Origin of the sequence: Streptomyces sp. NPDC006512 (genome assembly GCF_040611935.1) — a bacterium.
In the GTDB taxonomy this organism is placed as follows: Bacteria; Actinomycetota; Actinomycetes; order Streptomycetales; family Streptomycetaceae; genus Streptomyces.
Genome location: NZ_JBEXPG010000041.1, coordinates 20,504 through 46,013, shown reverse-complemented (window position 1 = coordinate 46,013; position 25,510 = coordinate 20,504). Strand labels below are relative to the sequence as shown.

The following is a 25,510-nucleotide window of genomic DNA, read 5'->3' as shown; positions in this document are numbered from 1 at the left end:
GCGGGAGTTCAGCTCCGGTCGCGGCCTTCGAGTTCGGCCTCCAGTCCGCCGAGCAGGATCTGGAGTCCGAACTCGAAGGTTTGCTCCGGCGCCGCCGCGTACGCCGTCGCCGCCGGTCCGTCGACGCGCGTGCGCAGCCTCGGGAACTGCCGGGCGACCTCGGTCGCCCTGGCCACGGTCTCCTGGATCAGCTCCTGCGGGTCGCCGCCGTCGCGCCCGAGCCGCCGGGCCAGCGAGGCCTCGGCGGAGGTGCCGAGGACGCTGCCGAGCACGAACGTGAAGACGGTGCCCGCCGCCCGGTCCGCCTCGGGGCCGGTGAACCCGGCCGACTCGTAGACCGCCAGGCTGAGGTCGTCGTACCGCGCCTTGCCCGGCCCGTAGAACAGGTACGAGCCGAAGGCCGGCACCAACCACGCGTGGCGGCTCAGCATCGCGTGCAGCCCGGTGGCCATGGAGGTGGCCGCGGCGCGCCAGCCGACCGCCTCGGGGTCGGCCAGCTCGATCTCGTGCCAGACGTGGTCGCCGGCGAGCAGGACGAGGTTGTCCTTGTTCTTGACGTGCCAGTAGACGGCCGTGGCCGCGGTGCCCAGGCGCTTGCCCAGGCTCCGCATGTTCAGGCCGTCCAGACCCTCTTCGTCGAGCAGTTCGATCGCGGTCAGGACGATGTGTTCCCGCGTGAGCGTGTCGCGTGCCATGCCCCTCACGATAGGCCGCCCACCCCCACTTGCACAAAGTTCAGGCGAGGGCTTGCACTTAGTTCAAGTCCAGGCCTACAGTCTCCTTGAACTTAGTGAAAGTCACTGGGTGAACGTCACAGCGGCGCCGTGGGCGCCGTACGAGGGGGACCACCGTGAACGCTCTTGTCGCCGCACTCCAGCTGCTCGTCGCCGCCGCCTTCCTGAGCATCCCGGTCGTCCGCGCCCGCTACGGAGCCGTCGCCATGGGGGCCGCCGAGGCGGAACTGCGGCGCCAGGGGGTGCGGCCGACCGTCCTCACGGAGAACGGCATGCGCTTCGACGCCGGCGGCCACGAGACCTGGGCGCCCGTCGGGTTCGCCGCGACGATGGCGGCCGCGGCCGGGGCCAACCTGCTCGCCGCCTCCTGGGCCCCGGTCCTGACCTACGTCGCGCAGTCGCTGATCGTGCTGGTCAACTGCGTGATCCTGTACAGCAACCTGACGGCGGTCCCCTCCGTGACCGCCGCCTTCGCCCGCAAGGGCGACGAGGAGCTGGCCCGCGTCGACGTGGCGGCCCTGCTGAAGGCCGCCGAGGACGGCTTCCCCGCCTGGGTCTGGGTCCTGCAGAACGCCCGCCACGTGGTCGTGTTCGGCGCCTCGGCCGCCGCCCTCGCCGTCACCGCCCTCGCCTGAGCCCCCACGGGCCCCGGGTCCCGAGGGGGCGGCCGGGCCCCGTCAGGCGGCGAACGTGGTCCCGTCGGGCGGCGAACGTGGCCCCCCGTCAGGCGGCGAACGCGGCCCCGTCAGACGACGAACGTGGCCTCGTTGCGTCCGAGGAGATAGCCGAGCTGGAGCCGGTTGAGGGCCCCCATCTCCTGTTTGATGGCCGCGATGTGGGCCTGGAGGGAGCGCTCGCTGATCCCTATGCGGCGGGCGATCGCCTTGTCCGCGTAGCCCTCCACGAGCAGCCTGCTGATCGACTCCCGGATCGCCGGAACCACTTCGTCCGCCGCCTTCGCGGCGTGGAGCGGCACGAAGGGAAAGGGCTTCGCCCGGTCCCAGGCCTTGTCGAAGGTGTCCCGGAGAAATCGTACGATCGTCGGTTCGGTAATCGAGATAGCCGTGGTACGGTCTTCGTTCGCCGAAATGAAGGCGACGTCGTCCACAATGATCAGACGGTCGAAGAATTCTTCCAGGGTGCGAACCTGGGCGCCGTATTCGGTAACCGCGCGGACATATTCCTTCGTCGCCTCGTCGAATCGCGTGGTGTGCTGATAGAGCGTCCGCATCGCGATCCCCGCCGAGATGTGCCGGCGTACGGATTCCAGGGCCTCCTTCAGCACCGCGCTCGGCCGTGCCCCGTCCGGCTGCGCGGTGAGGATGTCCCGCCGGACCGATCCGAGGGCGTCGTTGATCGCGCCGGAGATACTGCCCAGGCCATGCAAATAACGGACTCCGGGCCCCACGACCTCCTCGTCCGCGCGGGCCTCCACCGCCGGCGCGGCGGCCGGGCGCGCGGCCTGCTGCGCGGCCTCCTGGGCCAGCAGCCCGAGGTGCGTTGCGAGTTCCCGCAAGAACGCCTGCGGTTCCCCCGCGGCGGCCGCACACAGCGCTTCAGGTGCACCGCTCTGTGCGGTTTCGACGTATTTGACTACGTCCACGTGCCACCCCTGTCTGTCCGGTATGCAGCTGTTCGTAGCGGTCTGGACCCCGTGGGTTCCCGCAATGCGTAAACCGGAGCCATCGTAGGTCTACCTCGTCGTGACCCGGCAGGGGAGATTTGGTCTCACCGCAGGAACGAACACGAAGAAGGCGCCCGGCGATCATCACCGCCGGAAACCGCCTCGGTTTGGCGTTCCTGGAATGGCCGAACACGAAACGACTCGAGGGGACTGGGCAAAATGGGGAAGAACCACATGGTGACTCGTCAGACCGGCCGCGTTTCCGGAATCCGCGGCCGCGTCGCACTCGCCGCCGCGGGCATCGCGCTCGGCGTCGGTACGACCGTCGCCGGGATCGCCCAGGGCGCCCTCACCACCGACTCCGGCAGCCACCTGCGCCTCGGTGACGTCGGCTGGAACAACACGAAGCCGCACGTGGTCGCCGGTGACGTGGGCTGGAACACCCCGCAGCCCGCCGAAACCACCCCGGCGCCGGCCACCACCGCCCCGGTTCCCGGCCCCACCAACGACGTTGGCTGGAACTGACCGTCCGCCGCCGCCCCGTCCTGCACTGCTTCACCTCCCGCCACTGACCGACCGGCAAGAGAATGGCTGATCCTCGTGGTTGCCCCCTCCCCCTGGTTCCTGACCTCCGAGAACGGCGCGGCCCCCGAGCCCGCCACCCGCGTCTACTGCTTCCCGCACGCCGGGGGGAACCCCCGGACCTTCCTCGACTGGCAGCCCGCCATGGGACGGGACGCGCGGATCCTCGCCGTCTGCCCGCCCGGCCGGGGCCACCGCTTCCGTGAACCGGCCCTCCCCTCCGTCGCCGCGCTCGCCGACGGGGCCGCCGCCGCCATCGCCCTCGCCGCCACCGACGACCGGCCCTTCCTCCTCTTCGGCCACAGCTTCGGCGCGGCCCTCGCCTTCGAGGTCGCCCGCCGCCTCGACGCAGTACGCGGCCTCGCCGGCCTCGTCGTCTCCGGATGCAGCGCCCCCTCCCTGCTCCCGACCCCCCGCGTGGTCCGGACCGCCCGCCTGGAGGGCCGGGCCTTCACCGAGGCCGTCGGATTCTTCGGCGGACTGCCGCCCGAGGTGGTCGAGGACGAGGCCGTGCAGGAACTCCTCCTCCCGCACCTGAAGGCCGACTTCCGGCTCGTCGCCGAATACCGCTACCGGCCCGCCGCCCCGCTGGACGTCCCGGTCACCCTGCTCAACGGCACCGAGGACCCGCACGTCGACGCGGTCGCGCTGGACGCCTGGACCCGCGAATGCGCCACGGAACCCGGCCGGCACTGGGCCGAGGGCGGCCACTTCTACTTCGAGGGCCGGCCCGAAGCCGTCACCCGCGTCCTGCGCCCGCTGGCCCGCGCGGCCGCGTCGGCGACACCCGCCGGGGATGAGTACGTTGAGCTGATCTGACACCCCCGGCCCGAGGGCCGACGCACCCCGGCAGCTCACCAGCGAGGATCCCGATGAACCACACCGCTCCCTCCGGCGCGCCCACGAACGCGCCCACCGCCGCAGGCTCCGCCGCCGACCAGCTCCGGCGGGCCGTCGCCTTCCGGGACCTGCACGCGGGCCCCCGCCCCTTCGTCGTCCCGAACCCCTGGGACGCGGGAACCGCCCGCATCCTGGCCTCCTTCGGCTTCGCCGCGCTCGCCACCACCGGAGCCGGCCTCGCCCACAGCCTCGGCCGCCCCGACGGGACGAACGCCGTCAGCCGCGCCGAACTCCTCGCCAACGCCGCCGTGATCGTCGAAGCCACCGGCCTGCCCGTGACCGCCGACCTGGAGAGCGGCTTCGGCGAACGGCCCGAGGACGTCGCCGAGACCATCCGCCTCGCCGCCGCCGCGGGCCTCGTCGGCGGCTCCGTCGAGGACTCCACCGGCCGCGACGAGGACCCCGTACGCCCCCTCGACGAGGCCGTGGAGCGGGTCGCCGCCGCCGTGGAGGCGGCCAAGGGACTCGACTTCCCCTTCACCGTCACCGCCCGCGCCGAGAACTTCTTCCAGGGCCGCCCCGACCTCGACGACACCATCCGGCGCCTGCGGGCCTACGAGGCCGCCGGCGCCGACGTGCTCTACGCCCCGGCCCTGCCCGACGCCGACGCGATCCGCGCCGTCTGCTCCGCCGTCGACCGGCCCGTCAACGTCCTGATGGGCGGCGCCCTGCCGCTGTCCGTCGCCGACCTCGGCGCCCTCGGCGTACGCCGCGTCAGCACCGGCTCCGCGCTGTCGCGCGCCGCACTCGGCGCCCTCACCCGGGCCGCCCGCGAGATCGGCGAACTCGGCACCTTCGGCTTCGGCGCGGACGCCCTCCCCTACGCCGAGGCCAACGCGCTCCTGAGCCCCGCCGCCCCCGCCCCGTCCGCCGACCGAGAGAGCGAACCGGCACCGTGAGCCTTCCGCACGCGTTACCCGCCGCCACCGCGGCCACCACCGTCCCGGCGGCCCCTGCCGTCCACGCCGTCCACCTGTCCGCGCCCCGCTACGTACTCGGCGAACTCCCCGCCGACCACACCTCCATCGACGGACTGGCCGAACGCGCCCGCCGGTTCGGGATGCCGCCCCGCGCCGACCTGTGGGGCTGGGGGACCGTCCACCGCACCGCCAAGTCCCTGGAGACCCTCGCCGCCGAATCCGTCCGCGCCACCCTCGACGCCGCCCGCACCGCCCCGGGCGACGTCGACTGCCTCCTCCTGTGCTCCACCCGCTTCCCCGGCGGCCCGCGCACCCACGGCACCTTCGTGGAGAACGTCATGGCCGCCACCGGCCTCGGCGCCGCCGCCTTCACCGGCCTGACCCTCGGCCGCTGCGCCAACCTTCTGGCCGGCATCCGCACCGCCCAGGCGTACGTCGCCGCGGGCATGTACCGCCGGGTCGCGGTCGTCACCGCCGACCGGGTCACCGACGAGTCCGTCCGCATGGACAACTTCGCCCTCTTCAGCGACGGCGCCGCCTCCTGCCTGATCAGCGCCGCCCCGCTCGGCCCCGACGCCTACGAGATCGTCGCGGGCGCCGGCGCCCAGGACCCGGCCGGCCTCGACTGGTCCAACGAGATCAGCTCCGACCTCGCCCGCGAGGTCAACGAACGCGTCCTGGAGGACGCCGGAATGAAGATCGGCGACATCCACGGGGTGCTGCACCCCAACCTGTACAAGCCACTGGTCGTCCTCAAGGAACGCCAGGCCGGCTTCAGCCGCGAACAGCTCTTCCTCGACAACATCCCGCGCGTCGGCCACTGCTTCGCCGCCGACCCGCTGATCAACCTCGTCGACCGCGCCGGGGCCGGCGCCCTCAAGCCCCACGGCCACTACCTGCTCGCGTCGAGCGTCCCCGGCGTACGGATCGGCGTCCTGCTGCGCAGGCTCCCGGCCCCCGCCGCCCGACGGGGGGACCGCTGACATGAGCGCGCCCACCAGCCCCGCCGACGAGAGCTTCCTCGACCTGGCCCGCAGTTCCTTCGCACCCGCCTTCCCCCTGCCCGACCTCACCACCTCCCTGCCCGCCGGCCCCTTCGAGGCCTCCCCGGCCGGCGCCGCCGAAGCCGCCCGCATCGCCGCCGCCCCGCCCGCCGGACTCTTCCGCCGGCTGCTCGCCGACCAGGAGAGCGAAGCCGTCCTCCTCGCCGCCCGCCGGGTCCTCGCCGCGTTCCTCGCCCCCGAGGGCGACCCGGCCGACGACGACCCCGACCCCGGACCGGCCGCCGACGCCGACGCGGTCGCCGCGTACGTCGCCGCCGCCCGCACCGAACTCGCCGCCGTCCTCACCCCGCTGCGCACCCACCCCGACCCCGAGGTCCGCGCGGCGGTGCTGCGCCAGCGCGCCCCCCTCACCCTGACCGGCGGCTGCTGGCTGGACACCGTCTCGCAGGCCGCGACCCAGCCCGCCGAAATCGTCGGCCGCCTCTTCGGCCAGCACTGGCTGCTCCAGGGCGAGGGCACCGCCGAGGCCGGCCTCCTCGGCCGCCGCCGCCGGGCACTCGCCGGCCACGGCGTCTACCTCCCCGAAGTCGAGGCCGCCGCCTTCCTCGACGCCGCCGGCGCCCGCCCCCTCACCGCCCTGCACGCCGCCTTCCACCTGGCCCTGTCCCGGCTGCCCGCCTCCTTCCTCCCCGAGGTCGTCGGCGTCCACTACGCCGCCCACGCCCTCGGCCTCGACGAATTCCTGCTCGGCAGCGAGCCGATGCTCACCGAGCACGACGTACGCCCCGTCCTCGCCGAGTACCTGGACCTCACCGGACAGTCACCGACCGGATTCGAGGACCGCCGCCGCGCCCTCGCGGCCGTACGGCTGGTCGTCCGCCTGGAACGCGAGCACACCGCCGCCCTCGCCGAGCTCGCCGCCTGGCACGAGGGCCTCTCCCTCGACGCCAAGGTCGCCCTGATCGTCGAGCGGCACGCCCCGCACGCGGGACGCCAGCACCGCGCCGTGCGCCTGGGCACCCGCAAGCTCACCGACTGGCTCGACGACGCACAGCTCGACGCGGCCGCCTTCGTCCGCGAGTTCCGCACCGCCCGCCAGCTGCGCCCCGGCCGCGACGGCGGACCCTGCCGGTTCCTGAAGTCCATCAAGTTCGGCGGCCCCATGTTCGGCATCTTCGACGAGCGGGAGGCGGCCGTCTTCGCCGCCTGGGCGCGGTCCGTCGCCGCCGGAGAGCCCGCCGGAGCCGACCTCGTCCCGCTGACCGCCGGGGACGAACCCGCCCGCGCCTGGAGCGGACGCCTCGCGACCGTGGAGCCCGCCGACGTGCGGGTCGGCGAGCCGGCACCCACCGACGACCACCGCCGCTTCTTCCACCGCCTCGTCAACTTCGAGCGCCACCCCGCCGTCCTGCCCGCGGCCCGGGCCCGCGCCGAGGCCGGACTCGCCGACGCCGAGCTGCTGTTCGAGCACGGCTCCCAGGGCCTGCTGACCGACGCCTCGTACTTCGACTACACGCCCGAGGCCCTGATGGAGCGGGTCGAGCGGATCTACCGGGACAAGCTCGTGGACCCGTACGAGCCGCTCACCGAGATCCCCTCCCGCGACGAGGTCGTCTTCGAGCAGTCCACGTACGCCCTCGGCAGCCTCATCGACGGCACCTGGGCCCACCGCGTCGGCAACCTCGGCCGCCGCCGGCGGCGCAGCGACGACATGCTGTTCTCCATCTACGCGGACGAGATGGGCCGCGGCGACATGGCGAAGAACCACATCACGATCATCCACAAGGTGCTGGCCAGCATGGACATGGACCTGCCGCACATCCGGCAGGAGGCCTTCCTCCACCAGGGAGACCTGCCGGACCACTTGTACGGCTTCTCCGTCCACCAGATCTGCCTGTCGCTGTTCCCCGACAGCCTCTACGACGAGATCCTCGGCTACAACCTGGGCATCGAGATGTTCGGCCTCGGCGCGATGCGGCTCCACGAGATCCAGAAACTGCGCCGGCACGGCCTCGACGTCTCCTACGAAGAGGCCCACCTGTCCATCGACAACTTCTCGGCGGGCCACGCCCGCCAGTCCGCCGAGATCGTCGTCGCCCACCTCGACGACGTGCGCACCGCCTCCGGCGAGGAGGCCGTCCAGTGCGCGTGGCGGCGGATCTGGCGCGGCTACGCCTCGTTCGCCTACTTCGTCGAGCACGGCCTGGTGAAGCGGGTCCGCGCCGAAGCGGCCGCCGCCGCGGCCCTGGCCGCGCAGACCCCCGCCGACCTGGTCATCTGAGGAGCCCCACCATGGAACTGACGACGAGTTTCGACCCCGAGGTCCTCGCCCTGCCGTTCTACGAGGACTCCCACCGCCGCCTCGCCGAGTCCGCCGGCGCCTGGTGCGACAGCAACCGCGTCCTGTGGGAGGAGATCCGCACCCTGGACCCCGACACCGCGGGACGCCGCCTCGTGCGCGCCCTCGGCGCGGCCGGCTGGCTCTCCGAACTGGATCCGCGCGGCGCCCCCGTGGACGACTTCCGCGCGGTGTGCCTGCGCCGCGAGGCCCTCGCCTACGCGGAGGACCTCGCCGACTTCGCCTTCTCCATCCAGGCGCTCGCCGCGACCCCGCTGCTGCGCTTCGGCAGCGAGGCGCAGCGCGGGCGCTACCTGCCGGGGATGGCCGCCGGCACCCTCATCGGGGCGTTCGCGGTCTCCGAGAAGGAGGCCGGCTCGGACGTGGCCTCGGTCGGGCTGGAGGCGGCCAGGGGCGAGGACGGCTCGTACGTGCTCAGCGGCCGCAAGGCGTGGATCGCCAACGGGACCATCGCCGACGTGTTCGTGGTGATCGCCCGCACCGGGCAGGGCCCCGGCCCGCTGGGTCTGTCCGCCTTCCTGGTGCCCGCGGACACCCCCGGGCTGCGGGTGGAGCGGGTCGACGCGATCGCCCCGCGCTCCTTCGCCCACCTGTCCTTCGAGGAGTGCCGGCTGCCCGCCGACGCCCTCCTGGGGCGGCCGGGCAAGGGCTTCGTGGTCGCGGTGGACCTGCTGGAGCGGTTCCGCACCACCGTCGGCGCGGCCGCCCTCGGCTTCGCCCGGCGGGCCTTCGACACCGCCCTCGCCCACGTCCTGGGGCGCGAGGCGTACGGGGCCACCCTCTTCGACCTCCAGCTGGTCAAGGCCTCGCTCGCCGACATGGAGGTGCAGCTGAACGCGGCCGCACTGCTGGTGGCGCGCGCCGCCTGGGAGACCGACCGGGGCAGCCGCCGGTTCGCCCGGCACTCCAACATCGCCAAGGTCCACGCGACCGAGGCCGCCCAGGGCGTCGTCGACTCGGCCGTGCAACTGCTCGGAGCGGCGGGCATCGTGCAGGGCGGCGTCACCGAGCGCCTCTACCGCCAGGTCCGCTCGCTGCGCATCTACGAGGGCACCTCGGAGGTGCTCAGGATGGCCATCGCCGGCTCCCTCGACATGCGCCGGGCGGCCCGCGCGGCGGCCTGACCCGGGGCCGCCCGTACCGGTCGCCCTTCCCGTACAACCGCCTTACCCGTACCACCCGTTCAGCAAGGAGCTGGCAGTGAGCAGCACGAAGACCCAGGCCGCGGCCCCCGTCACCCCCGTTGACGCGGTGCGCCTGCCGGACCCGTACCCCTACTACGCGCGCCTGGTGGCCGAGCGGCCGTTCGCCTTCGACGAGGCGCTCGGGGCCTGGGTGGCCGCCGACGCGGCCGCGGTGCGCGCGGTGCTCGGCAGCGACGCCCTGCGGGTGCGGCCGGTGGCGGAGCCGGTGCCGGCCGGGATCGCCGGGACCCCCGCCGGGGAGGTCTTCGGGGAGCTGGTGCGCATGACGGACGGCCCGGCGGCGGTCCGGCTCAAGGCGGTGGTGGCCGAGGCGCTGGCCCGGGCCGACACCGCGCACGCGGCCCGGCTGGCGGCCCGGCACACCCGCGAGGTGCTGGCGGCGGGCGGCGAAGTCCCGTACGAGGAGCTGATGTTCGCGGTCCCGGCCCGGGTGGTCGCCGAGCTCAGCGGCCTGACCGAGGGCGCCGGCCGGGAGGCGGCCCGCGCGATCGGCGACTTCGTGCAGTGCATCCCCGCCTCCGCGACCCCGGCGCAGCAGCGGGCCGCGGCCACCGCGGCGGTCCGGCTGCGCGAACTCCTCACCCCGGCCCTGAACGCGGCCTCCGCCACCCCCGTCCCGCCCGCCGGCCCGGGCGGCGCCCCCGGGCTGCTCGCCGAGCTCGTCGGGGCCGCCGACCGGCACTCCTGGCCGCACCTCGCACCGCTGCTCTCCAACGCCGTCGGCTTCCTGTCCCAGACCTACGACGCCACCGCCGGCCTGATCGGCAACACCCTGGTCGCCCTCGCCCGGGGCGCCGCCGCTCCGGACACCCCCGCGGCCACCGGAGCGCTCGTGCGCGAGGTGGTGCGCCACGACGCCCCGATCCAGAACACCCGCCGGTTCGCCGCCGGTTCCTTCGTCCACGCCGGCTGCGAGGTGGAGCCCGGGCAGCAGGTCCTGGTCGTGCTCGCCGCCGCCAACCGGGACCCCGCCGTCAATCCGGACCCCCACACCCTGTCGCCCGGCCGGGTGAATCCGGCGGTCTTCACCTTCGGCGCGGCAGCCCACCGCTGCCCAGGTGAGGAGCTCGCCGTCGCCATCGCCCGCGCCGTCGTCACCGAACTCCGCACGGCAGGCTTGAACACCACCGCGACCCCCGCCTACCGCCCTCTGGCGAACGCCCGGATCCCGCTCCTCTAGCGCGCAGGCACTCCCAGGACGCCGCCCCCGCAACCGCGATCAGGCCGGGGGTCTCCCACCCCCATGCCTTCAGACAGGACAAACCGCAACATGTCGGACACCATTCACCTCTGGATGCGGCACGAGGCCCGCCTCACCGAACGCCGCGCCCCCCTCACCCCCGAAGACGCCGGCCGCCTGGTGGCCGAGGGCATCCGGATCACCGTCGAGGAGTCGGACCAGCGGGCCTTCCCGCTCGCCGCCTACACCGCCGCCGGCTGCGCCACCGCCCCCACCGCCTCCTGGGACGCCGAAGCCCCCGACGACGCGTACGTCCTCGGACTCAAGGAACTCCCCGCCGGCCCCGGCACCCCGGCCCTGCGCCACCGGCACATCTATTTCGGCCACGCCTACAAGGGCCAGTCCGGAGCCCGCGAACTGCTCTCCCGCTTCACCGCGGGCGGCGGCGCCCTCCTCGACATGGAGTACCTCACCGACGAAGCCGGCCGCCGCGTCGCCGCGTTCGGCTACTGGGCCGGCTACGTCGGCGCCGCCCTCGCCGTCCTGCACCACCGCGGCACCCTCACCACCCCGCTGCGCCCCACGGACCGCGCCGCCCTGGACGCCCTCCTCGCCGCCGGAGCGGGCACCGCCACCGCGACCGGCAGCGCCACCGCCCTCGTGATCGGCGCGCTCGGCCGCAGCGGCCGGGGCGCCTGCGACGCCCTGACCCGGGCCGGCCTGGAACCCACCCGATGGGACCTGGCCGAGACCCGCGAGATCGACCGCGGCGCCCTGCTCGCCCACGACCTGATGGTCAACACCGTCCTGACCACCACGCCCGTACCGCCGTTCCTGACCAAGGCCGACCTCGACGACCCCGCCCGCCGGCTCTCCCTGGTCTCCGACGTCACCTGCGACGTCACCTCCGACTGCAACGTCCTGCCGGTCTACGACGAGACCACCACCTGGACCGAACCCGTCCGCACCCTGCGCACCGGCCCCAACTCCCTCGACCTGATCGCCATCGACAACCTCCCCTCCCTCCTCCCGGTCGAGGCCAGCACCGCCTTCTCCGCCGAACTCGCCCCGCAGCTGCTGCGCCTGGCCGCCCCCGCGGACGGCGTGTGGGAACGCGCCCTGCACACCTACCGGACGGCCGTCGAAGCCCAGGAGGATCCCCTTGTCCGCTGACCAGTCCGCACCCGCCGCGATACCCCAGGCCGCGGCGTCCGGCACCGTCCACTGGATCGGCACCGGCCTGTCCACCGGCCGCTCCGGCCTCTCCCTCGTCTGCGAACGCGCCCGCCGCGTGGTCCTGTGGGACCGCACCGCAGAGCGCGCCGCCGCCCGCCTCGCCGCACTCGGCCTGGCGGGCCGCGCCGAGGTCCGCGCGTTCACCCCGGCCGCCCTGGCGGCCGGGGTGGGCCCGGGCGACGTCCTCGTCTCCATGCTCCCGGCCGCCGAACACGCCCCGCTGCTGCGCCTCGCCACCGACCGCGCCGCCCACTTCGCCTGCACCAGCTACGTCTCCCCGGAACTCGCCGCGCTGGCCGAGGAGGCCGCCGGCCGCACCCGTACCGTCGTCCTCACCGAGGCCGGCCTCGACCCCGGCATCGACCACCTGCTGGCCCACGACCTGGTCGCCCGGGGCCGCGAAGCCCTCGGTGACCTGCCCGCGACCGCCGCGTTCACCTCCTACTGCGGAGGCCTCCCGGCGGCCCCCAACCCCTTCCGCTACCGCTTCAGCTGGGCCCCGTACGGGGTCCTCGCCGCCCTCGGCTCCCCGGCCCGGCACATCGAGTCCGGCGCCGCGACCACCGTCCCCCGCCCCTGGGAGGCCACCCGCTCCCTGACCCTGGCGGGCGAGGACTTCGAGGTCTACCCGAACCGCGACAGCCTCCCCTTCGTCGCCCAGTACGGCATACCGGACCACTGGCGGCTCGACACCTTCGTCCGCGGCACCCTGCGCAACGCGGGCTGGCACACCGCCTGGAAGGAGGTCTTCGACACCGTCGCCGCCGGTGACCCCGAAGCCGTCCGCGCCCTCGCCGGCTCGCTCGCCGCCCGGTACCCCACCACCCCCGCCGACCGCGACCGCGTCGTGCTGTCCGTCGCCCTGGAACTGCGCACCCCGTCCGGCCCCTCCTGGCGCGGCTCCCACCTGCTCGACCTGACCGGCGGGGCGGCGGAGTCCGCGATGGCCCGCTGCGTGTCCCTCCCCGTCGCCTACGGCGTGACCCGGATCCTGGCCGGCGCCCTCTCCGCCGGACTCAGCCGCGCCGCCGCACCCGGCGAGAGCGGCCGCTGGCTCTCCTTCCTCGGCGCCCACGGCCTGCGCGGCACTCGCGAAGAAACCACCTCCACCTCCTCAGGAGCACCGGCATGACGCAGCCCACCCGCCTCCCCGGGGCACCCGCCCTCCCCGAAGCCTTCATCCTCACCGGCGCCTTCCGGGTCGTCTGCCGCAACCCCCGCTACCTGGAGGAACTCGCCGCCCGCGGCCTGAAGATCCTGCTCATCACCCCCGACACCCAGCGCGAGGCCGTCCGCCGCGCCCGCAAGGACCCCGACCACCCGGCGTCCCTCATCGAGGACATCGCCTACGTCGACGGCTCCCTCGACCTCGACGGCTCCTTCACCCCCGGCTTCGTCGCCGAGGCCCGAGCCTGGCGCGGCCGCTACGCCGTCCGCGGCGCGTACGCCGTCGGCGAGACCCTCGTCGAACAGACCGGGCTGCTGTGCGACGCCCTCGGCCTGCCCGGACCCGGCCTGCGCGCCACCCGCGTGTGCCGCAGCAAGTACCTCCAGCGCTGGTACCTGGAGGAGTTCAGCCCCGCCACCCTCGTCCTGCCGCCCGGCGGCCGCGACGACGCCGACCTGGCCTCCCTGCGCTACCCGGTCGTCGCCAAGCCCGCCACCCGCCACTCCAGTTCGGGCGTCGTCGCCGTCGGGGACGCCGAGGAGCTGCGCGCGCTGCTGCCGCAGTACCCGGACCACGAGACCGTGATGATCGAGGAGAAGGTGACCGGCCAGGAGTACTCGGTCGAGTCCCTCGTCCAGCACGGCGAGCCCGTCTTCACCTCGGTGACCCGCAAGGAGACCACCGAGTCCGGCGACCGGACCTTCGTCGAGCTGGCCCACTCCGTCCCCAACGCCCGCACCGAGGAGGACGCGGTCCTGCTGGCCGCCAACCGCCGGATGCTGGAGGTCCTCGGCTTCCGCGACGGGATCGCCCACGCCGAGTGGCGCATCGGCGAGGACGGCGCCCCCCGCCTGATGGAGGTCGCCGCCCGCACCCCCGGGGACGGCCTCGTCGCCCTCTACCACCTCGCCACCGGACGGCCCCTGGAACCGGAGATCATCCGGATCGCGCTCGGCGAGAGCGCCGCCTACCCCCCGCCGCGCCGCTTCACCCGCCAGGTCTACCTGGAGCACGAGGCGGGCTGCCTCGCCGACGTCACCCTCGACTGGCCCGGCGTCAGCCCGCAGTGGGTCGGCGAGGCCGGCACCTGGCCCGAGTGCGCACCCGGCGAACCCGGGGACCGCGCCGCCCTGCGCGCCCTGCTCGTCCTGAAGGAGGCCGGCGCCCGGCTCCAGCCGCTCGCCTGCTCCGACGACCGGGCGGTGACCTTCCTGATCGACGCCCCCACCCCGGAGGGGCTCGACGCGCTGGAACGGGCCGTACGGGCCGCCGTCACCGTCACCGTCGAACCGGGGGACCCCGATGAGCACTGACGTCCGGCCCGCCGAAGCGGCGGCGGAGACCGCGGCGCCCACCCCGGCCGCCCCCGGCGTGTGGGCCACCTTCACCCAGGCCCCGCGCGCGGTGAAGACCGTACTGGCCGGGGTCCTCGTCAACCGGCTCAGCGGCTTCCTGCACGTCTTCCTCGTCCTCTTCCTCACCGCCGAGGGCCACTCCAAGGGCCGCACCGTCATCGCCCTCGGCGTGTACGGGGCCGGCGCCGTCGCCGGCTCGCTCGTCGGCGGCACCCTCGCCGACCGGCTCGGCATCCGCGGCGCGACCGTCCTGTCCATGAGCAGCACCGCCGTGCTCACCGCCGCCCTGCTGTACCTGCCCGACTTCACGCTGCTGCTCGCCGCGATCGCCCTCGTCAGCCTGGGCGCCCAGCTGTTCCGCCCGGCGTCGGCCACCCTCCTCGCCGAGGAGACCGACGGCGACCGGCAGATCATGATCTTCGCGATGTACCGCTTCGGCCTCAACGTCGGAGCGACCGCCGCGCCCCTGCTCGGCTACGCGCTCTACCACGCGGGCGGGCAGACCTACACCCTGCTGTTCTGGGGCGAGGCCGCGCTCGCCCTGGTCTACGCGCTGATCGCCCGGGCCACCCTGCCCGCCCGGAAGAAGCCCGCCCCCGCCGCGCCGGACGCCGCCCCCGCGCGGACCGGCGGCTACGGCGCCGTCCTGCGCGACCGCCGCTACCTGCTCTACCTCGCGGCGGCCTTCTTCCACTCCGCCGTCTACATGCAGTACCTGTCCACCCTCCCGCTCTACATGAAGGACGCCCAGCTGGCGCTCTTCTGGTACACCTTCGCGGTCGCGCTCAACGGCGTCATCGTCATCGCCTTCGAGCTGCTGGTCACCAAGCTGTCGCAGCGCTGGCCCCTGAAGATCACCATCGGCCTGGGCTTCGCGCTCGTCGGCGCCGGAGTCGCCTGCTACGGACTGCCGATCGGACCGGCGGCCATCGTCATCGGCACGCTCGTGTGGTCCCTCGGCGAGATCCTCGGCGGCCCCGCCGTGTTCGCCTACCCGGCGAGCGCCGGCCCCGAGGCCCTGCGCTCCCGCTACATCGGCAGCTTCCAGTTCGTCTTCGGCCTGGGCTCCGCCCTCGGGCCGATGGCCGGCACCTGGCTCTTCCTCCAGTTCGGCTCGCTGGTCTGGCCGCTGGTCGGTGCCTGCTCCCTCCTCGCCACGCTGTGCGGCCTCATCGCCGTACGGCCGCGCCCGGCCGCCGCTTCCTAGCACCCCCCTCCCTCCTGCCGATCACCGATCCGAACGAGAGGTTCCGACCATGGGGCACGAGAGCAACCGGCCCGGCACCACGCACTTCCGCTGCCTGGGAGTCGGGGTGGGCCCGGCAAACCTGAGCCTGGCGTCGCTGCTGCACAACAGGCCGGACGTACCCAATCTCTTCCTCGACCGCAAGGAGTCCTTCGGCTGGCACGACGGCCAGCAGATCCCGGGCACCACCCTCCAGGTCTCCCAGTTCAAGGACCTGGTCAGCCTCGCCGACCCCGCCAGCCCCTTCTCGTTCCTGGCGTACCTGCACGCCAAGGGCCGGGTCTACCACTTCCTCAACGCCCAGTTCGACGACGTGCCGAGGCTGGAGTTCCGCAACTACCTGGCCTGGGCCAGCCGCCGCAACGAGAACGTCGTCTTCGGCGAGGGCGTGCGCGAGGTCGGCTTCGACGACGCCCGCCGGGTGTTCACGGTCGCCACCGACCGCCGCACGGTCACCGCCGACAACGTCGTCGTCGGCGTCGGCAGCCGGCCCTGGGTCCCGCCGGAGGGCGAGGACCTCCTCGGCCCCAGCCAGTTCCACGTCGCCGACTACCTGGGCGCCGCCCGGGACGTCGGCGGCAAGCGGGTCGTCGTCATCGGCGGGGGGCAGTCCGGCGCCGAGGCCTTCCTCGACCTGATCTCCCGCTCCGGCTGGGAACTGCCCCGCCGCGTCTCGTGGATCTCCCGTCGGCAGAACTACTTCCCGATCGACGACTCGCCCTTCACCAACGACTACTACATGCCCAGCCACGCCGACTACTTCTACGGACTGCCCCGCGAGCGCCGCCAGTCGCTGAACTCCCGCAACGTCCTGACCAGCGACGGCATCTCCGAGTCCACCCTGCGCGAGATCTACCAGACCATCTACGTCCACCGCTTCGTCGAGGGCAACGAGGACCTGGTCGCCCTGCACCCGGGCCGCGAGGTGTTCGGCGTCAGCGCCGGCCCGTTCGGCGGCTGGGAGGTCCGCGCCCGGCACACCGGCGAACCCGACTCCGTCGAGAAGTTCGAAGCGGACATCGTCGTGTGGGCCACCGGCTACCGGCCCGCCGCCATGGACTTCCTCGCCCCCGTCGCCGCGCGGCTGGAGCGCGAGGGCGACGAACTGCGCGTCGACGAGGACTACGCCGTCCGCTGGGACGGGCCCGCCGACCGCCGGATCTTCGTCCAGAACGGCGTCCGCGGCCAGCGGGGGCTGGCCGACCCCAACCTCAGCCTCAACGCCTGGCGCAGCCGGCGCATCGCCGACCGGCTGTGCGGCGTACGCGGCGACGAGCAGCTGGCCTCCTTCATCGAGTGGTCCTCCAAGGCCCCCCAGGACGAACGGTGGAGCGCCTGATGCCCGCCGACCGCACCGCCGCGCCCGCCGGACCCGGCCCCTGCGCCGATCCCGCGGATCCCGCCATACCCACCGGGCCCGCGGCCACCGCCGCGGGCGCCGGCGGGCCCGCCCGCGCCCGTACCGACGTGGCCGTCATCGGCGCCGGGATACTCGGCGTCCTCACCGCCCGCGAGATCCTCGCCCGGGACCCCGGCGCCACGGTCACCGTCCTCGACCGCGACATGACCGGCTCCGGCGCCACCCGCCGCTCCGCCGGACTCCACTTCCCGCGCGGCGCCAACGAGACCGTCCGCACGCTGGCCGCCGAGAGCCAGCGCTTCTACGAGGACCTCCGCACGGCCCGCCCCGACCTGCCCATCCACCCGCTCGGGATGACGGTGCTCGCACCGGAGCAGGCCGAGGACCGGCTGCGCGAGGTCTACCTCCCCGAGGCCAAGCTCCGCTGGACCGCCGAACTGCCGCCCCGCGTCCCCGCCCTGCCGGCCGGCTTCGGCGCCTGGGAGGGCGACGGCTGCCAGTACGCCGACGTCCACGACCTGACCCAGCGCCTCGCCGCCGGCCTGCGCCCGGCCGTGGCCTTCCGGGAGGGCGTCGAGGTCACCGGGCTCGCCGCCGGCCCGGGCGGTACCCGGCTGACCCTCAGCGGCGGCGCCACCCTCGACGCCGGCCACGTGGTCCTCGCCCCGGGTCCCTGGCTCGCCGCGCCCGCCTGGCGGGAGCTCGTCGCCCCCCTCGGCGCCCGCGTCAAGAAGATCGTCGCCCTGCACGTCGAGCTGCCCCCGGCCCCCGGGGACCGGGCCGTCGTCCTGCACACCGAGGACGCCTTCCTGCTGCCCCTGCACCACCGGGGCCACTGGCTGTTCAGCTACACCTGCCAGGAGTGGGACGCGGAGCCCGACACCGTCGCCCCGGCCCTCACCGCCGGCCACCTCCGCGAGGCCCGCGCCCTGCTCACCCGCTACGCCCCGGCCCTGGCCGCCCACTGCCGGTCGGGCCGCGTCTTCTGCGACGCGTACGGGCCGGACGGCGCCCCGGTCGTCACCCCGCTCGACCCCTACGGCCGGCTCGTCTTCGCGGGCGCCGCCGGCGGCTCCGGCTACCGCCTCGCCCCGGCACTCGCCTCCCGCGCCGCCGATCTGATCCCGTCCCTCCCGTCCCCGCGAAAGGCCACGACATGATCATCGCCAGTTATGACGCCGACGTCCTGGAGCAGGCGTTCGGCATCGACATGAGCGGCGTGGAGGGCCTCGGCACGCCCGCCGCCTGGGGCCGGATCGCACCCGGCAGGGCCACCGACAGCCACCACCACGACGAGACCGAACTGTTCGTCGTCACCGCCGGGCGCGGCGAGTTCGTCATCGACGGCGCACGCCACCCGGCCGCCCCCGGCACCGTCGTCCTCTTCGAACCGTTCGAGACCCACGTCCTGGAGAACACCGGCGGCCCGGACTCCGGTGACCTCGTCTTCTTCACCCAGTACTGGCGCGACGCCGAGCGGGCCATGACCTCCGCCGCCAACCCCGTCCGCAAGGGCTTCGGCGACCGGCCCGTCTTCGTCTTCTCCACCCCGCCCACCCCCAACGGGGACCTCCACCTCGGCCACCTCGGCGGCCCCTACCTCGGCGCCGACGCCTTCACCCGCTACCAGCGCATGAACGGCGCCGAGGCCTACCACCTCACCGGCAGCGACGACTACCAGAGCTACGTCCTCGGAGCCGCCCGCCAGGACGGCCGCACCCCCGCCGAGACCGCCGCGCACTACAGCGCCGAGATCGCCGAAACCCTGCGGCTGATGGACATCCCCCTCGACCAGTACACGGTCACCGACCAGGACCCCGCCTACCCCGACGGACTCAAGGACTTCTTCAGCCGCGTCGTCGCCTCCGGGGAGGTCACCGTCACCGAACGGGACGCCCTCTACGACGCCACGACCGGCCAGTACCTCTACGAGGCCGACGTCAAGGGCGGCTGCCCCGGCTGCGCCGGCCTCACCAACGGCAACATCTGCGAGGAGTGCGGCGAGCCCAACACCGTCACCGACCTCACCGACCCGCGCTCCACCGTCTCCACCGCCGCCCCCGCGACCGCCCCGGCCACCCGCTGGAGCCTGCCCCTGCACACCTTCGCCACCGAGGTCCGCGCCCACCACCGCACCGGCCGGGTCCCCGCCCGGCTCCGCGAACTCGCCGACCGCCTCTTCCGCCGCCCCCGCCTGGACATCCCCCTCACCCACCCCTCCGCCTGGGGCGTGCAGCCCCGCGAGAGCGCCACCGCGGACCAGGTCATCTGGGTCTGGCCCGAGATGAGCTACGGGTTCCTGCACGGCATCCAGTCCCTGGGCGCCCGCCTCGGCAAGCCCTGGCGGGCCGCCGCCCCCGAACACGACTGGAAGATCGTCCACTTCTTCGGCTACGACAACAGCTTCTACCACTCCGTGCTCTACCCGGTCCTCTACCAGCTGGCCTTCCCCGGCTGGAACCCCGACATCGACTACCACGTCAACGAGTTCTACCTGCTCGAAGGCGCCAAGTTCTCCACCAGCCGGCGGCACGCCATCTGGGGCAAGGACGTCCTCGGCCCCGACACCGTCGACGCCGTCCGCTACTTCCTCGCCGCCACCCGCCCCGAAGGCCTGCGCACCGACTTCACGCGCGCCGCCTACGAGACCACCCTCAACGACACCCTCATCGGCACTTGGCAGCACTGGCTGACCGACCTCGGCGCCCGCGTCGCCAAACACCACGCGGGCCGTGCCCCCGACGCCGGCAACTGGACCCCCGAGCACTCCGCCTTCCTCTCCCGGCTCGGCACCCGTCTCGCCGCCGTCACCGCGGCCCTGGAGAACGACGCGTTCTCCCTGAACCAGGCCGCCGCCGAACTCGACGGCATCGTCCGCGACACCGTCCGCTTCGCCCGCGCCGAAGGCCTCCTCGCCGACACCCCCGGCTGGGAGGCCGAGAACCGCACCGCCACCGCCCTCGAACTGGCGGCCGCCCGCCTCCTCGCGCACGCCGCGGCCCCCGTCATGCCCCGCTTCGCCGCCCGGCTCGCCGCCGCCCTCGGCCAGGACGCCCCGGGCACGTGGCCCCGTACCGTCGAACTCCTCGCCCCCGGCAGCGCTGTCTCCCTCGCCGACGCCGTCTTCTTCCGGCCGGCACCCGACCCCGAACCGGCCCTGACCCCCTGGCTCACCCAGGTCGCCCGCACCGTCCTGCGCCTCGGCGACGACGAGCGGATCGCCGACCGCACCCTGACCCAGCTCGCCGCCGGCTCCCTCCAGGCCGTCACCGTCCAGTACCAGATCCTCGACGCCCTCGACGTCGACCTGTCCATGGACGAACTCCTGCACGGCGGCACCCTCGCCGAACTCGCCGCCGTCATCGCCGAGCGCGCGGAACCCGCCGCCGTCGCCGCCCTGACCTCGGGAGAGCCCCGATGAACCACCTCCAGCTGCTGCGCGAAATGGCCCGGCGCGGCCTGTCCGTCACCCTCACCGACGGAGACCTGCGCCTCCAGGGCAACCGCGAACGGATGGACCCCGAGTTCATCGCCCGCGTCAAGGCCGCCAAGCCCGCCCTCGTCGCCCACCTCGCCCAGGAAGCCGAGCACGGCCCCGGCTTCCCCCTCACCCCCCTCCAGCGCAGCTACTACGCCGGCCGCAGCGGCATCTTCGAGATCGGGGACGTCGCCAGCCACGTCTTCCACGAGATCGAGGGCCACTGGGACGTCGACCGGCTGCAGAGCGCCCTCGACACCGTCGTCGGCGCCCACAGCGCCCTGCGCTCCCGCTTCCTCTCACCCGAACGCCAGGTCACCGAACCGGCCGCCCGAGCACCCCGCATCGGCGTGCTCGACCTGCGCGCCCACAGCCCCCGCCAGCAGGAACTCATCCGCACCGAACTCCGCGAGATGCGCTCCCACCAGGTACTGCCGGCCGACCAGGCGCCGCTGCTCACCGCCGACGTGACCGTCCTCGCCGACGACAAGATGGTGCTCCACGTCGGCCACGACGGCCTCGTGATGGACGGCATCAGCATGTTCCTGTTCTTCCGCGCCTGGTGGCACGCCTACCAGAGTCCCGCCGCCGACGTCCCCGAGGAACTCCCCTACGAGGACTACCTGGCCGCCCTCGAAGCCGCCCGCGACCGGGCCCCCGCCCGCCGCTCGCGCGCCTACTGGACGGCCCGCGCCGAGGACCTCGCCCCCCACCCCGACCTGCCGCTGCGCACCAGCCCCGCCGCCCTGTCCTCCTCGCGGTTCACCCAGCGCCGGGTCCGGCTGGACCGCACGGCCTGGACCGCGCTCAAGGAGCGGGCCGCCGAGGCCGGGCTGACCCCCTCCGCCCTGCTGCTCGCCGCGTACGCCGAAACCCTCGCCACCTGGGGCGCGGGGGAGCGGTTCACGCTCACCACCACCGTCGCCAACCGGCCGCCCGTCCACCCCCGGATCTTCGAGGCCATCGGACAGTTCTCCGACACCCTCCTCGTCGAGGCCGCCACCGACCGGACGATGCCCTTCGCCGACCGCGCCCGCGCCCTCCAGCAGCAGCTCCACACCGACATAGACCACCGCCACCACTCCGGCATCGAGGTCCTCAAGGAACTGGCCCGCCGCCGCGGCGGGATGGCCGGCGCCCGCATGCCGTTCACCTTCAACAGTGCCATCGGCCACGTCAGCAGCGAGGTCGACGGCTCCGCCCTGGAACTCTTCGGCAAGGAGGTCTTCTCCGTCAGCCAGACCCCCCAGGTGTGGCTCAACGCCTTCGCGATGGAGCAGCACGGCGCGCTCGTCGTCCAGCTCGACGGACTCGACGAACTGTTCTGCGAGGGCCTCCTCGACGACCTCGCGCACGGCTACGAAACCCTCCTCGGGACCCTCGTCGACGCCGACGCCTGGCAGCGCCACGCCTTCGACCTGCTGCCGCCCGCCCAGCGTGCCCGCCGCGCCGCCGCCAACGACACCGCCGTCGCCCTCCCCGACGAGATGCTCGGCGACGCCGTCGTCGCCCGGGCGGCCCGCACCCCGGACGCGCCCGCGGTCCTGACCGCCGACCGGACCGTCAGCTACGGCGAACTCCTGCACCGGGCCGCCACCGCGGCGACCTGGCTGCGCGCCCAGGGGGTGGGCCGGGGCGAACTCGTCGGCCTCGTCATGCGGCGCGGACCCGAGCAGATCATCGGCATCCTCGCGACCGTCCTCGCCGGAGCCGCGTACCTGCCCGTCGACGCCGGCCTGCCCGCCGCCCGCCGGGACTACATGCTCGCCGACGGCCGGGTGCGGTGCGTCCTCACCAACACCGCACCGCCCGGCACCGGCCCCGGCACCGGCACCGCCGACACCGCCGCCTCCGGCGCGGGCCTCGCCGTCCTCGACCTCACCGGCCCCGCCGAGGGCCGCGCCGAGGTCCCCGACCGGCTGCCCGGATCGCACCCCGACGACCTCGCGTACGTCCTCTACACCTCCGGCACCACCGGCGCCCCCAAGGGCGTCATGGTCACCCACCGCAACGTCGCCAACGTCGTCGCCGACTGCCACACCCGCTTCCGCATCGGCCCCGACGACCGCTTCTTCGCCATCAGCGCCTTCAACTTCGACCTCTCCGTCTGGGACGTGTTCGGCGCCCTGTCGGCGGGCGCCGCCCTCGTCATGCCCGACCACGACAAGGCCGTCGACACCGCCCACTGGCTCGACCTGTGCCGCCTGCACGGGGTCACCGTGTGGAACTCCGTCCCCGCCATCGCCGGACTCCTCCACGACCAGGCCCGCACCGACGGCGCGGCGCCGCCCGCCCTGCGCCTCGTCATGATGAGCGGGGACCGGCTGCCGCCCGCCCTGCCCGCCGCCCTGCGGAAGATGACGCCCGGCCTGGAGGTCGTCTCCCTCGGCGGCCCCACCGAGACGACCATCTGGAACATCCTGCACCCCGTCGGCGAGGACGAGGACGGCAGCGAGTCCATCCCGTACGGCAAACCCAACGCCAACAACCGCGCCTACGTCCTCGACCGCGACGGCCTCGACGCCCCCGACTGGGTCACCGGCGAGATCGTCGCCGCCGGCACCGGCCTGGCCCGCGGCTACTGGGGCGACGAACAGCGCACCGCCGAACGGTTCTTCACCGACCCCGGACGCGACGAACGGCTGTACCGCACCGGCGACCTCGGCCGATACCTGCCCGACGGGAACATCCAGATCCTCGGCCGCAGCGACTTCCAGATCAAGATCAACGGCTATCGCATCGAGGCGGGCGAGGTCGAGACCCGGCTCGCCGCCCTGGCCGAGGTCGCCAGGGCCGTCGTCGCCGCCCACGGCAACCGCCTCGTCGCCCACCTCGTCCCGGCCGGCTCCCACCGCCCGCACCTGACCGAACTGCGCCGGGCCCTGCGCGCCGACCTGCCGGACTACATGCTCCCCGCGGCCGTGGTCTGGCACGACTCCCTCCCGCTGACCAAGAACGCCAAGGTGGACCGTACGAAGCTGGCCGCGCTCGCCGCCCAGGACCCGGCCGCCCCCGCCACCGCGGCGACCGGCGGCAGCGCCCCCGCCACCCAGGCCGAGAAGATCCTCTGCGACATCTGGTCGACCGTCCTGCGGCGGCCCGACGTCGGCGCCCTGGACACCCTCGCCTCCCTCGGCGGCGACTCCATCGCGGCGGCCCGCATCCTGACCGCGGCCCGCAAGCGGTTCGGCGTCACCCTCACCCTCGACCGGTTCGCCGAGGTCGACACCGTCCGCGCCATGGCCGCCGTGCTCCGCCCGGAGGTCCTCCGATGACCACCCCGACGCCCTCCCGGACCTCCGTACCGCCCGCGCCCGACGGCGGCCAGGACCACCCCGCCGGGGTGCCCGAGACGATCCGCCGGATCGTCTCGGAGCCGCCGGCCGGCGACGGCCGGATCTCCGTGGCCCGCCTCGACGGCACCCGCACGATGCCCCTGCGGGAGCTGTACGAGCGCTCCGGCCGCCTCGCCCACCACCTGCGCGACGTCCACGGCATCGGCCCCGGCGACCGCATCGGGATCCTCGCCGCCAACAGCCTCGAATGGGTGCTCCTCGACCTGGCCGCCCTGCGCCTCGGGGCGCAGACGGCCGGCCTGGAGCCGGGCAAGTTCACCCCGTCCGCCGAACTGATGGACCGCTACGGCCTGCGCCTGCTGTTCACCGACCAGCCCACGGACACGCCCGGCACCCCGCCCGCGGTCCTCGGCACGGACACGGTCCTCGGCCCGACCGGCCCCGGCGACGCCCCCGACCGGCCCCTGCCCCCGGTCACCTGGGGCTCCGGGGACGTCACCACCATCAAGTTCACCTCCGGCAGCACCGGCGTCCCCAAGGGCCTCGGTGCCACCGCCGGCAGCATCGACAGCTCCCTCACCGCCGTCCAGGAGATCTTCGAACACGGGCCGGGCGACGACCTGTTCGTCTTCCTCCCGCTCTCCCTCCTCCAGCAGCGCTACTGGGTGTACTCCGCGCTGCTGCACGGCCACGACGTCACCCTCACCACCTACGAGGCCGCCTTCGCCACCCTGCGGCGCGTGCGCCCCACCGTGGTCATGGGCGTCCCCGCCTTCTACGAGAGCGCCCGCCGGCAGATCGAGGGCCGCCTGCGCCGCTCCGGCGGCCAGGACGTCCGCCAGGCGGCCCGGGCCCTGTTCGGCGACCGGATCCGCTACCTGTGGACGGGCTCCGCCCCCGCCTCGCCCGCCGTGCTCCGCTTCTTCACCGACGCCGGCCTGCCCCTCTTCGAGGGCTACGGGCTCAACGAGACCTGCATCGTCACCAAGAACCACCCCGGCGCCCACCGCGCGGGCAGCGTCGGCCGGGCGGTGCGCGGCAAGGAGGTCCTCATCGGCGAGGACGGGGTCATCAGCGTCCGCAGCACCCATCCCGTCAACAACCGGTACGCGTACGCCCGTCCCGGCGACTCCGAGAAGGTCTTCGCCCCCGACGGAACCGTCCGCACCGGCGACCTCGGCCACCTCGACGAGGACGGCTACCTGTTCGTGCGGGGCCGCGCCGACGACGTCATCGTCCTCGACAACGGCAAGAAGGTCATCGTCCGGCCGATCGAGGAGATGATGCGCGTCGACCCGGCCATCGCCGAATGCGTGCTGTTCAGCCCCACCCAGACCGACCTCGTCGCCGTGGTGTCCCCGGCCGCGCTGCCCGCCGACCGCGCCGCGATCGCCGCCCGGCTCGCCGCCGTCAACGCGGCCGCCGCCCCCGACGAGCGGATCAGCCGGGTCCTCGTCGCCGACCGGCCGTTCAGCATCGACAACGGCCTGCTGACCTCCCAGTACAAGCCCAAACGGCCCGACATCGCGGCCGCCTACCACTCACCGCTGCACGCCCAGGAGGCCGGAATCCATGCCTGACACCCAGCCCGCCGCACCCGCCGAGTCCGTCGAAGGGGCCGCCCGCGCCCAGCTCTCCCTCGTCCTGATCCCCGAGGTCGAGCCGCAGGACCTCGACCCCGACGCCGACATGGTCGCCGCCTACGGCCTGACCTCCCTCAACAAGGTCCTCTTCCTCACCGAGGTGTGCGAGGAGACCGGCGTGGACCTCGCACACTTCACCGAGCACGACCTCGCCGTCATGCGCACCCTGCGCGACGTCACCGACGCCCTCACCCGCCACCACGCCACCACCGGAGCCTGA

General features: G+C 74.1%; 20 protein-coding genes. 18 read left to right on the top strand and 2 right to left on the bottom strand.

Features of this window, described 5'->3' with window-relative positions:
* Nucleotides 1–8: 8 nt before the first annotated feature.
* Nucleotides 9–695, bottom strand: coding sequence for a TetR/AcrR family transcriptional regulator C-terminal domain-containing protein (locus tag ABZZ17_RS26470; protein WP_356879225.1), 687 nt, complete (start codon nt 693–695; stop codon nt 9–11).
* A 155-nt stretch (nt 696–850) separates the two neighbouring features.
* On the opposite strand from ABZZ17_RS26470, the gene ABZZ17_RS26465 reads away from it, so the two are divergent.
* Nucleotides 851–1,369, top strand: coding sequence for a hypothetical protein (locus ABZZ17_RS26465; protein WP_356879223.1), 519 nt, complete (start codon nt 851–853; stop codon nt 1,367–1,369).
* Between the two features lie 110 nt (nt 1,370–1,479).
* On the opposite strand, the gene ABZZ17_RS26460 is transcribed toward ABZZ17_RS26465, so the two are convergent.
* Nucleotides 1,480–2,337, bottom strand: a complete 858-nt coding sequence (locus ABZZ17_RS26460) for a LuxR C-terminal-related transcriptional regulator (RefSeq protein WP_356879221.1) — start codon at nt 2,335–2,337, stop codon at nt 1,480–1,482.
* Between the two features lie 255 nt (nt 2,338–2,592).
* On the opposite strand from ABZZ17_RS26460, the gene ABZZ17_RS26455 reads away from it, so the two are divergent.
* From ABZZ17_RS26455 to ABZZ17_RS26375, 17 genes are all read left to right on the top strand, one after another.
* Nucleotides 2,593–2,883: a hypothetical protein gene (locus ABZZ17_RS26455; protein ID WP_356879219.1), complete on the top strand. Its 291-nt coding sequence runs from the start codon at nt 2,593–2,595 to the stop codon at nt 2,881–2,883.
* Between the two features lie 75 nt (nt 2,884–2,958).
* Nucleotides 2,959–3,759 carry an alpha/beta fold hydrolase gene (locus ABZZ17_RS26450; RefSeq protein ID WP_356879217.1) on the top strand — a complete coding sequence of 267 codons (801 nt, stop codon included), beginning with the start codon at nt 2,959–2,961 and terminating at the stop codon, nt 3,757–3,759.
* A 53-nt stretch (nt 3,760–3,812) separates the two neighbouring features.
* Entirely contained in the window at nt 3,813–4,739 is a 927-nt protein-coding gene (locus tag ABZZ17_RS26445) for an isocitrate lyase/phosphoenolpyruvate mutase family protein (protein ID WP_356879215.1), read from the top strand.
* Nucleotides 4,736–5,743 (top strand): 3-oxoacyl-ACP synthase, encoded by a 1,008-nt coding sequence (locus ABZZ17_RS26440; protein WP_356879213.1) that lies wholly within the window; start codon nt 4,736–4,738, stop codon nt 5,741–5,743. The genes ABZZ17_RS26445 and ABZZ17_RS26440 overlap by 4 nt, the downstream gene beginning before the upstream one ends.
* A 1-nt stretch (nt 5,744) precedes the next feature.
* Nucleotides 5,745–8,045: an iron-containing redox enzyme family protein gene (locus ABZZ17_RS26435; RefSeq protein ID WP_356879211.1), complete on the top strand. Its 2,301-nt coding sequence runs from the start codon at nt 5,745–5,747 to the stop codon at nt 8,043–8,045.
* Nucleotides 8,046–8,056: 11 nt separating this feature from the next.
* Nucleotides 8,057–9,247 carry an acyl-CoA dehydrogenase family protein gene (locus tag ABZZ17_RS26430; protein ID WP_356879209.1) on the top strand — a complete coding sequence of 397 codons (1,191 nt, stop codon included), beginning with the start codon at nt 8,057–8,059 and terminating at the stop codon, nt 9,245–9,247.
* Nucleotides 9,248–9,323: 76 nt separating this feature from the next.
* Complete coding sequence (locus ABZZ17_RS26425; protein WP_356879207.1) at nt 9,324–10,508, top strand: cytochrome P450; 1,185 nt, start codon at nt 9,324–9,326, stop codon at nt 10,506–10,508.
* 90 nt (nt 10,509–10,598) lie between these two features.
* Entirely contained in the window at nt 10,599–11,681 is a 1,083-nt protein-coding gene (locus tag ABZZ17_RS26420; protein ID WP_356879205.1) for a saccharopine dehydrogenase, read from the top strand.
* Nucleotides 11,671–12,876 carry a saccharopine dehydrogenase C-terminal domain-containing protein gene (locus tag ABZZ17_RS26415; RefSeq protein ID WP_356879203.1) on the top strand — a complete coding sequence of 402 codons (1,206 nt, stop codon included), beginning with the start codon at nt 11,671–11,673 and terminating at the stop codon, nt 12,874–12,876. The genes ABZZ17_RS26420 and ABZZ17_RS26415 overlap by 11 nt, the downstream gene beginning before the upstream one ends.
* Nucleotides 12,873–14,225, top strand: coding sequence for an ATP-grasp domain-containing protein (locus ABZZ17_RS26410; RefSeq protein WP_356879201.1), 1,353 nt, complete (start codon nt 12,873–12,875; stop codon nt 14,223–14,225). Before ABZZ17_RS26415 ends, ABZZ17_RS26410 begins: the two co-directional genes overlap by 4 nt.
* Entirely contained in the window at nt 14,215–15,474 is a 1,260-nt protein-coding gene (locus ABZZ17_RS26405) for an MFS transporter (RefSeq protein WP_356879199.1), read from the top strand. Before ABZZ17_RS26410 ends, ABZZ17_RS26405 begins: the two co-directional genes overlap by 11 nt.
* A gap of 49 nt (nt 15,475–15,523) precedes the next feature.
* Nucleotides 15,524–16,852 (top strand): SidA/IucD/PvdA family monooxygenase, encoded by a 1,329-nt coding sequence (locus ABZZ17_RS26400; RefSeq protein WP_356879197.1) that lies wholly within the window; start codon nt 15,524–15,526, stop codon nt 16,850–16,852.
* On the top strand, nt 16,852–18,033 hold the full coding sequence (locus ABZZ17_RS26395) for an FAD-dependent oxidoreductase (protein WP_356879195.1): 1,182 nt from the start codon (nt 16,852–16,854) through the stop codon (nt 18,031–18,033). The genes ABZZ17_RS26400 and ABZZ17_RS26395 overlap by 1 nt, the downstream gene beginning before the upstream one ends.
* Complete coding sequence (locus ABZZ17_RS26390) at nt 18,030–20,294, top strand: class I tRNA ligase family protein (RefSeq protein ID WP_356879193.1); 2,265 nt, start codon at nt 18,030–18,032, stop codon at nt 20,292–20,294. Before ABZZ17_RS26395 ends, ABZZ17_RS26390 begins: the two co-directional genes overlap by 4 nt.
* On the top strand, nt 20,291–23,626 hold the full coding sequence (locus ABZZ17_RS26385; RefSeq protein ID WP_356879191.1) for an amino acid adenylation domain-containing protein: 3,336 nt from the start codon (nt 20,291–20,293) through the stop codon (nt 23,624–23,626). Before ABZZ17_RS26390 ends, ABZZ17_RS26385 begins: the two co-directional genes overlap by 4 nt.
* Nucleotides 23,623–25,227, top strand: coding sequence for an AMP-binding protein (locus ABZZ17_RS26380; protein WP_356879189.1), 1,605 nt, complete (start codon nt 23,623–23,625; stop codon nt 25,225–25,227). Before ABZZ17_RS26385 ends, ABZZ17_RS26380 begins: the two co-directional genes overlap by 4 nt.
* The gene (locus ABZZ17_RS26375; protein ID WP_356879187.1) at nt 25,220–25,510 is read left to right on the top strand and encodes a phosphopantetheine-binding protein; all 291 of its coding nucleotides are present in this window, start codon (nt 25,220–25,222) and stop codon (nt 25,508–25,510) included. Before ABZZ17_RS26380 ends, ABZZ17_RS26375 begins: the two co-directional genes overlap by 8 nt.

Bases quoted from the DNA above. Each gene is read 5' to 3' on its own strand.
- ABZZ17_RS26470 (WP_356879225.1), bottom strand. From the start codon at position 695: ATGGCACGCGACACGCTCACGCGGGAACACATCGTCCTGACCGCGATC.
- ABZZ17_RS26455 (WP_356879219.1), top strand. From the start codon at position 2,593: ATGGTGACTCGTCAGACCGGCCGCGTTTCCGGAATCCGCGGCCGCGTC.
- ABZZ17_RS26445 (WP_356879215.1), top strand. From the start codon at position 3,813: ATGAACCACACCGCTCCCTCCGGCGCGCCCACGAACGCGCCCACCGCC.
- ABZZ17_RS26435 (WP_356879211.1), top strand. From the start codon at position 5,745: ATGAGCGCGCCCACCAGCCCCGCCGACGAGAGCTTCCTCGACCTGGCC.
- ABZZ17_RS26430 (WP_356879209.1), top strand. From the start codon at position 8,057: ATGGAACTGACGACGAGTTTCGACCCCGAGGTCCTCGCCCTGCCGTTC.
- ABZZ17_RS26420 (WP_356879205.1), top strand. From the start codon at position 10,599: ATGTCGGACACCATTCACCTCTGGATGCGGCACGAGGCCCGCCTCACC.
- ABZZ17_RS26410 (WP_356879201.1), top strand. From the start codon at position 12,873: ATGACGCAGCCCACCCGCCTCCCCGGGGCACCCGCCCTCCCCGAAGCC.
- ABZZ17_RS26405 (WP_356879199.1), top strand. From the start codon at position 14,215: ATGAGCACTGACGTCCGGCCCGCCGAAGCGGCGGCGGAGACCGCGGCG.
- ABZZ17_RS26400 (WP_356879197.1), top strand. From the start codon at position 15,524: ATGGGGCACGAGAGCAACCGGCCCGGCACCACGCACTTCCGCTGCCTG.
- ABZZ17_RS26395 (WP_356879195.1), top strand. From the start codon at position 16,852: ATGCCCGCCGACCGCACCGCCGCGCCCGCCGGACCCGGCCCCTGCGCC.
- ABZZ17_RS26390 (WP_356879193.1), top strand. From the start codon at position 18,030: ATGATCATCGCCAGTTATGACGCCGACGTCCTGGAGCAGGCGTTCGGC.
- ABZZ17_RS26385 (WP_356879191.1), top strand. From the start codon at position 20,291: ATGAACCACCTCCAGCTGCTGCGCGAAATGGCCCGGCGCGGCCTGTCC.
- ABZZ17_RS26380 (WP_356879189.1), top strand. From the start codon at position 23,623: ATGACCACCCCGACGCCCTCCCGGACCTCCGTACCGCCCGCGCCCGAC.
- ABZZ17_RS26375 (WP_356879187.1), top strand. From the start codon at position 25,220: ATGCCTGACACCCAGCCCGCCGCACCCGCCGAGTCCGTCGAAGGGGCC.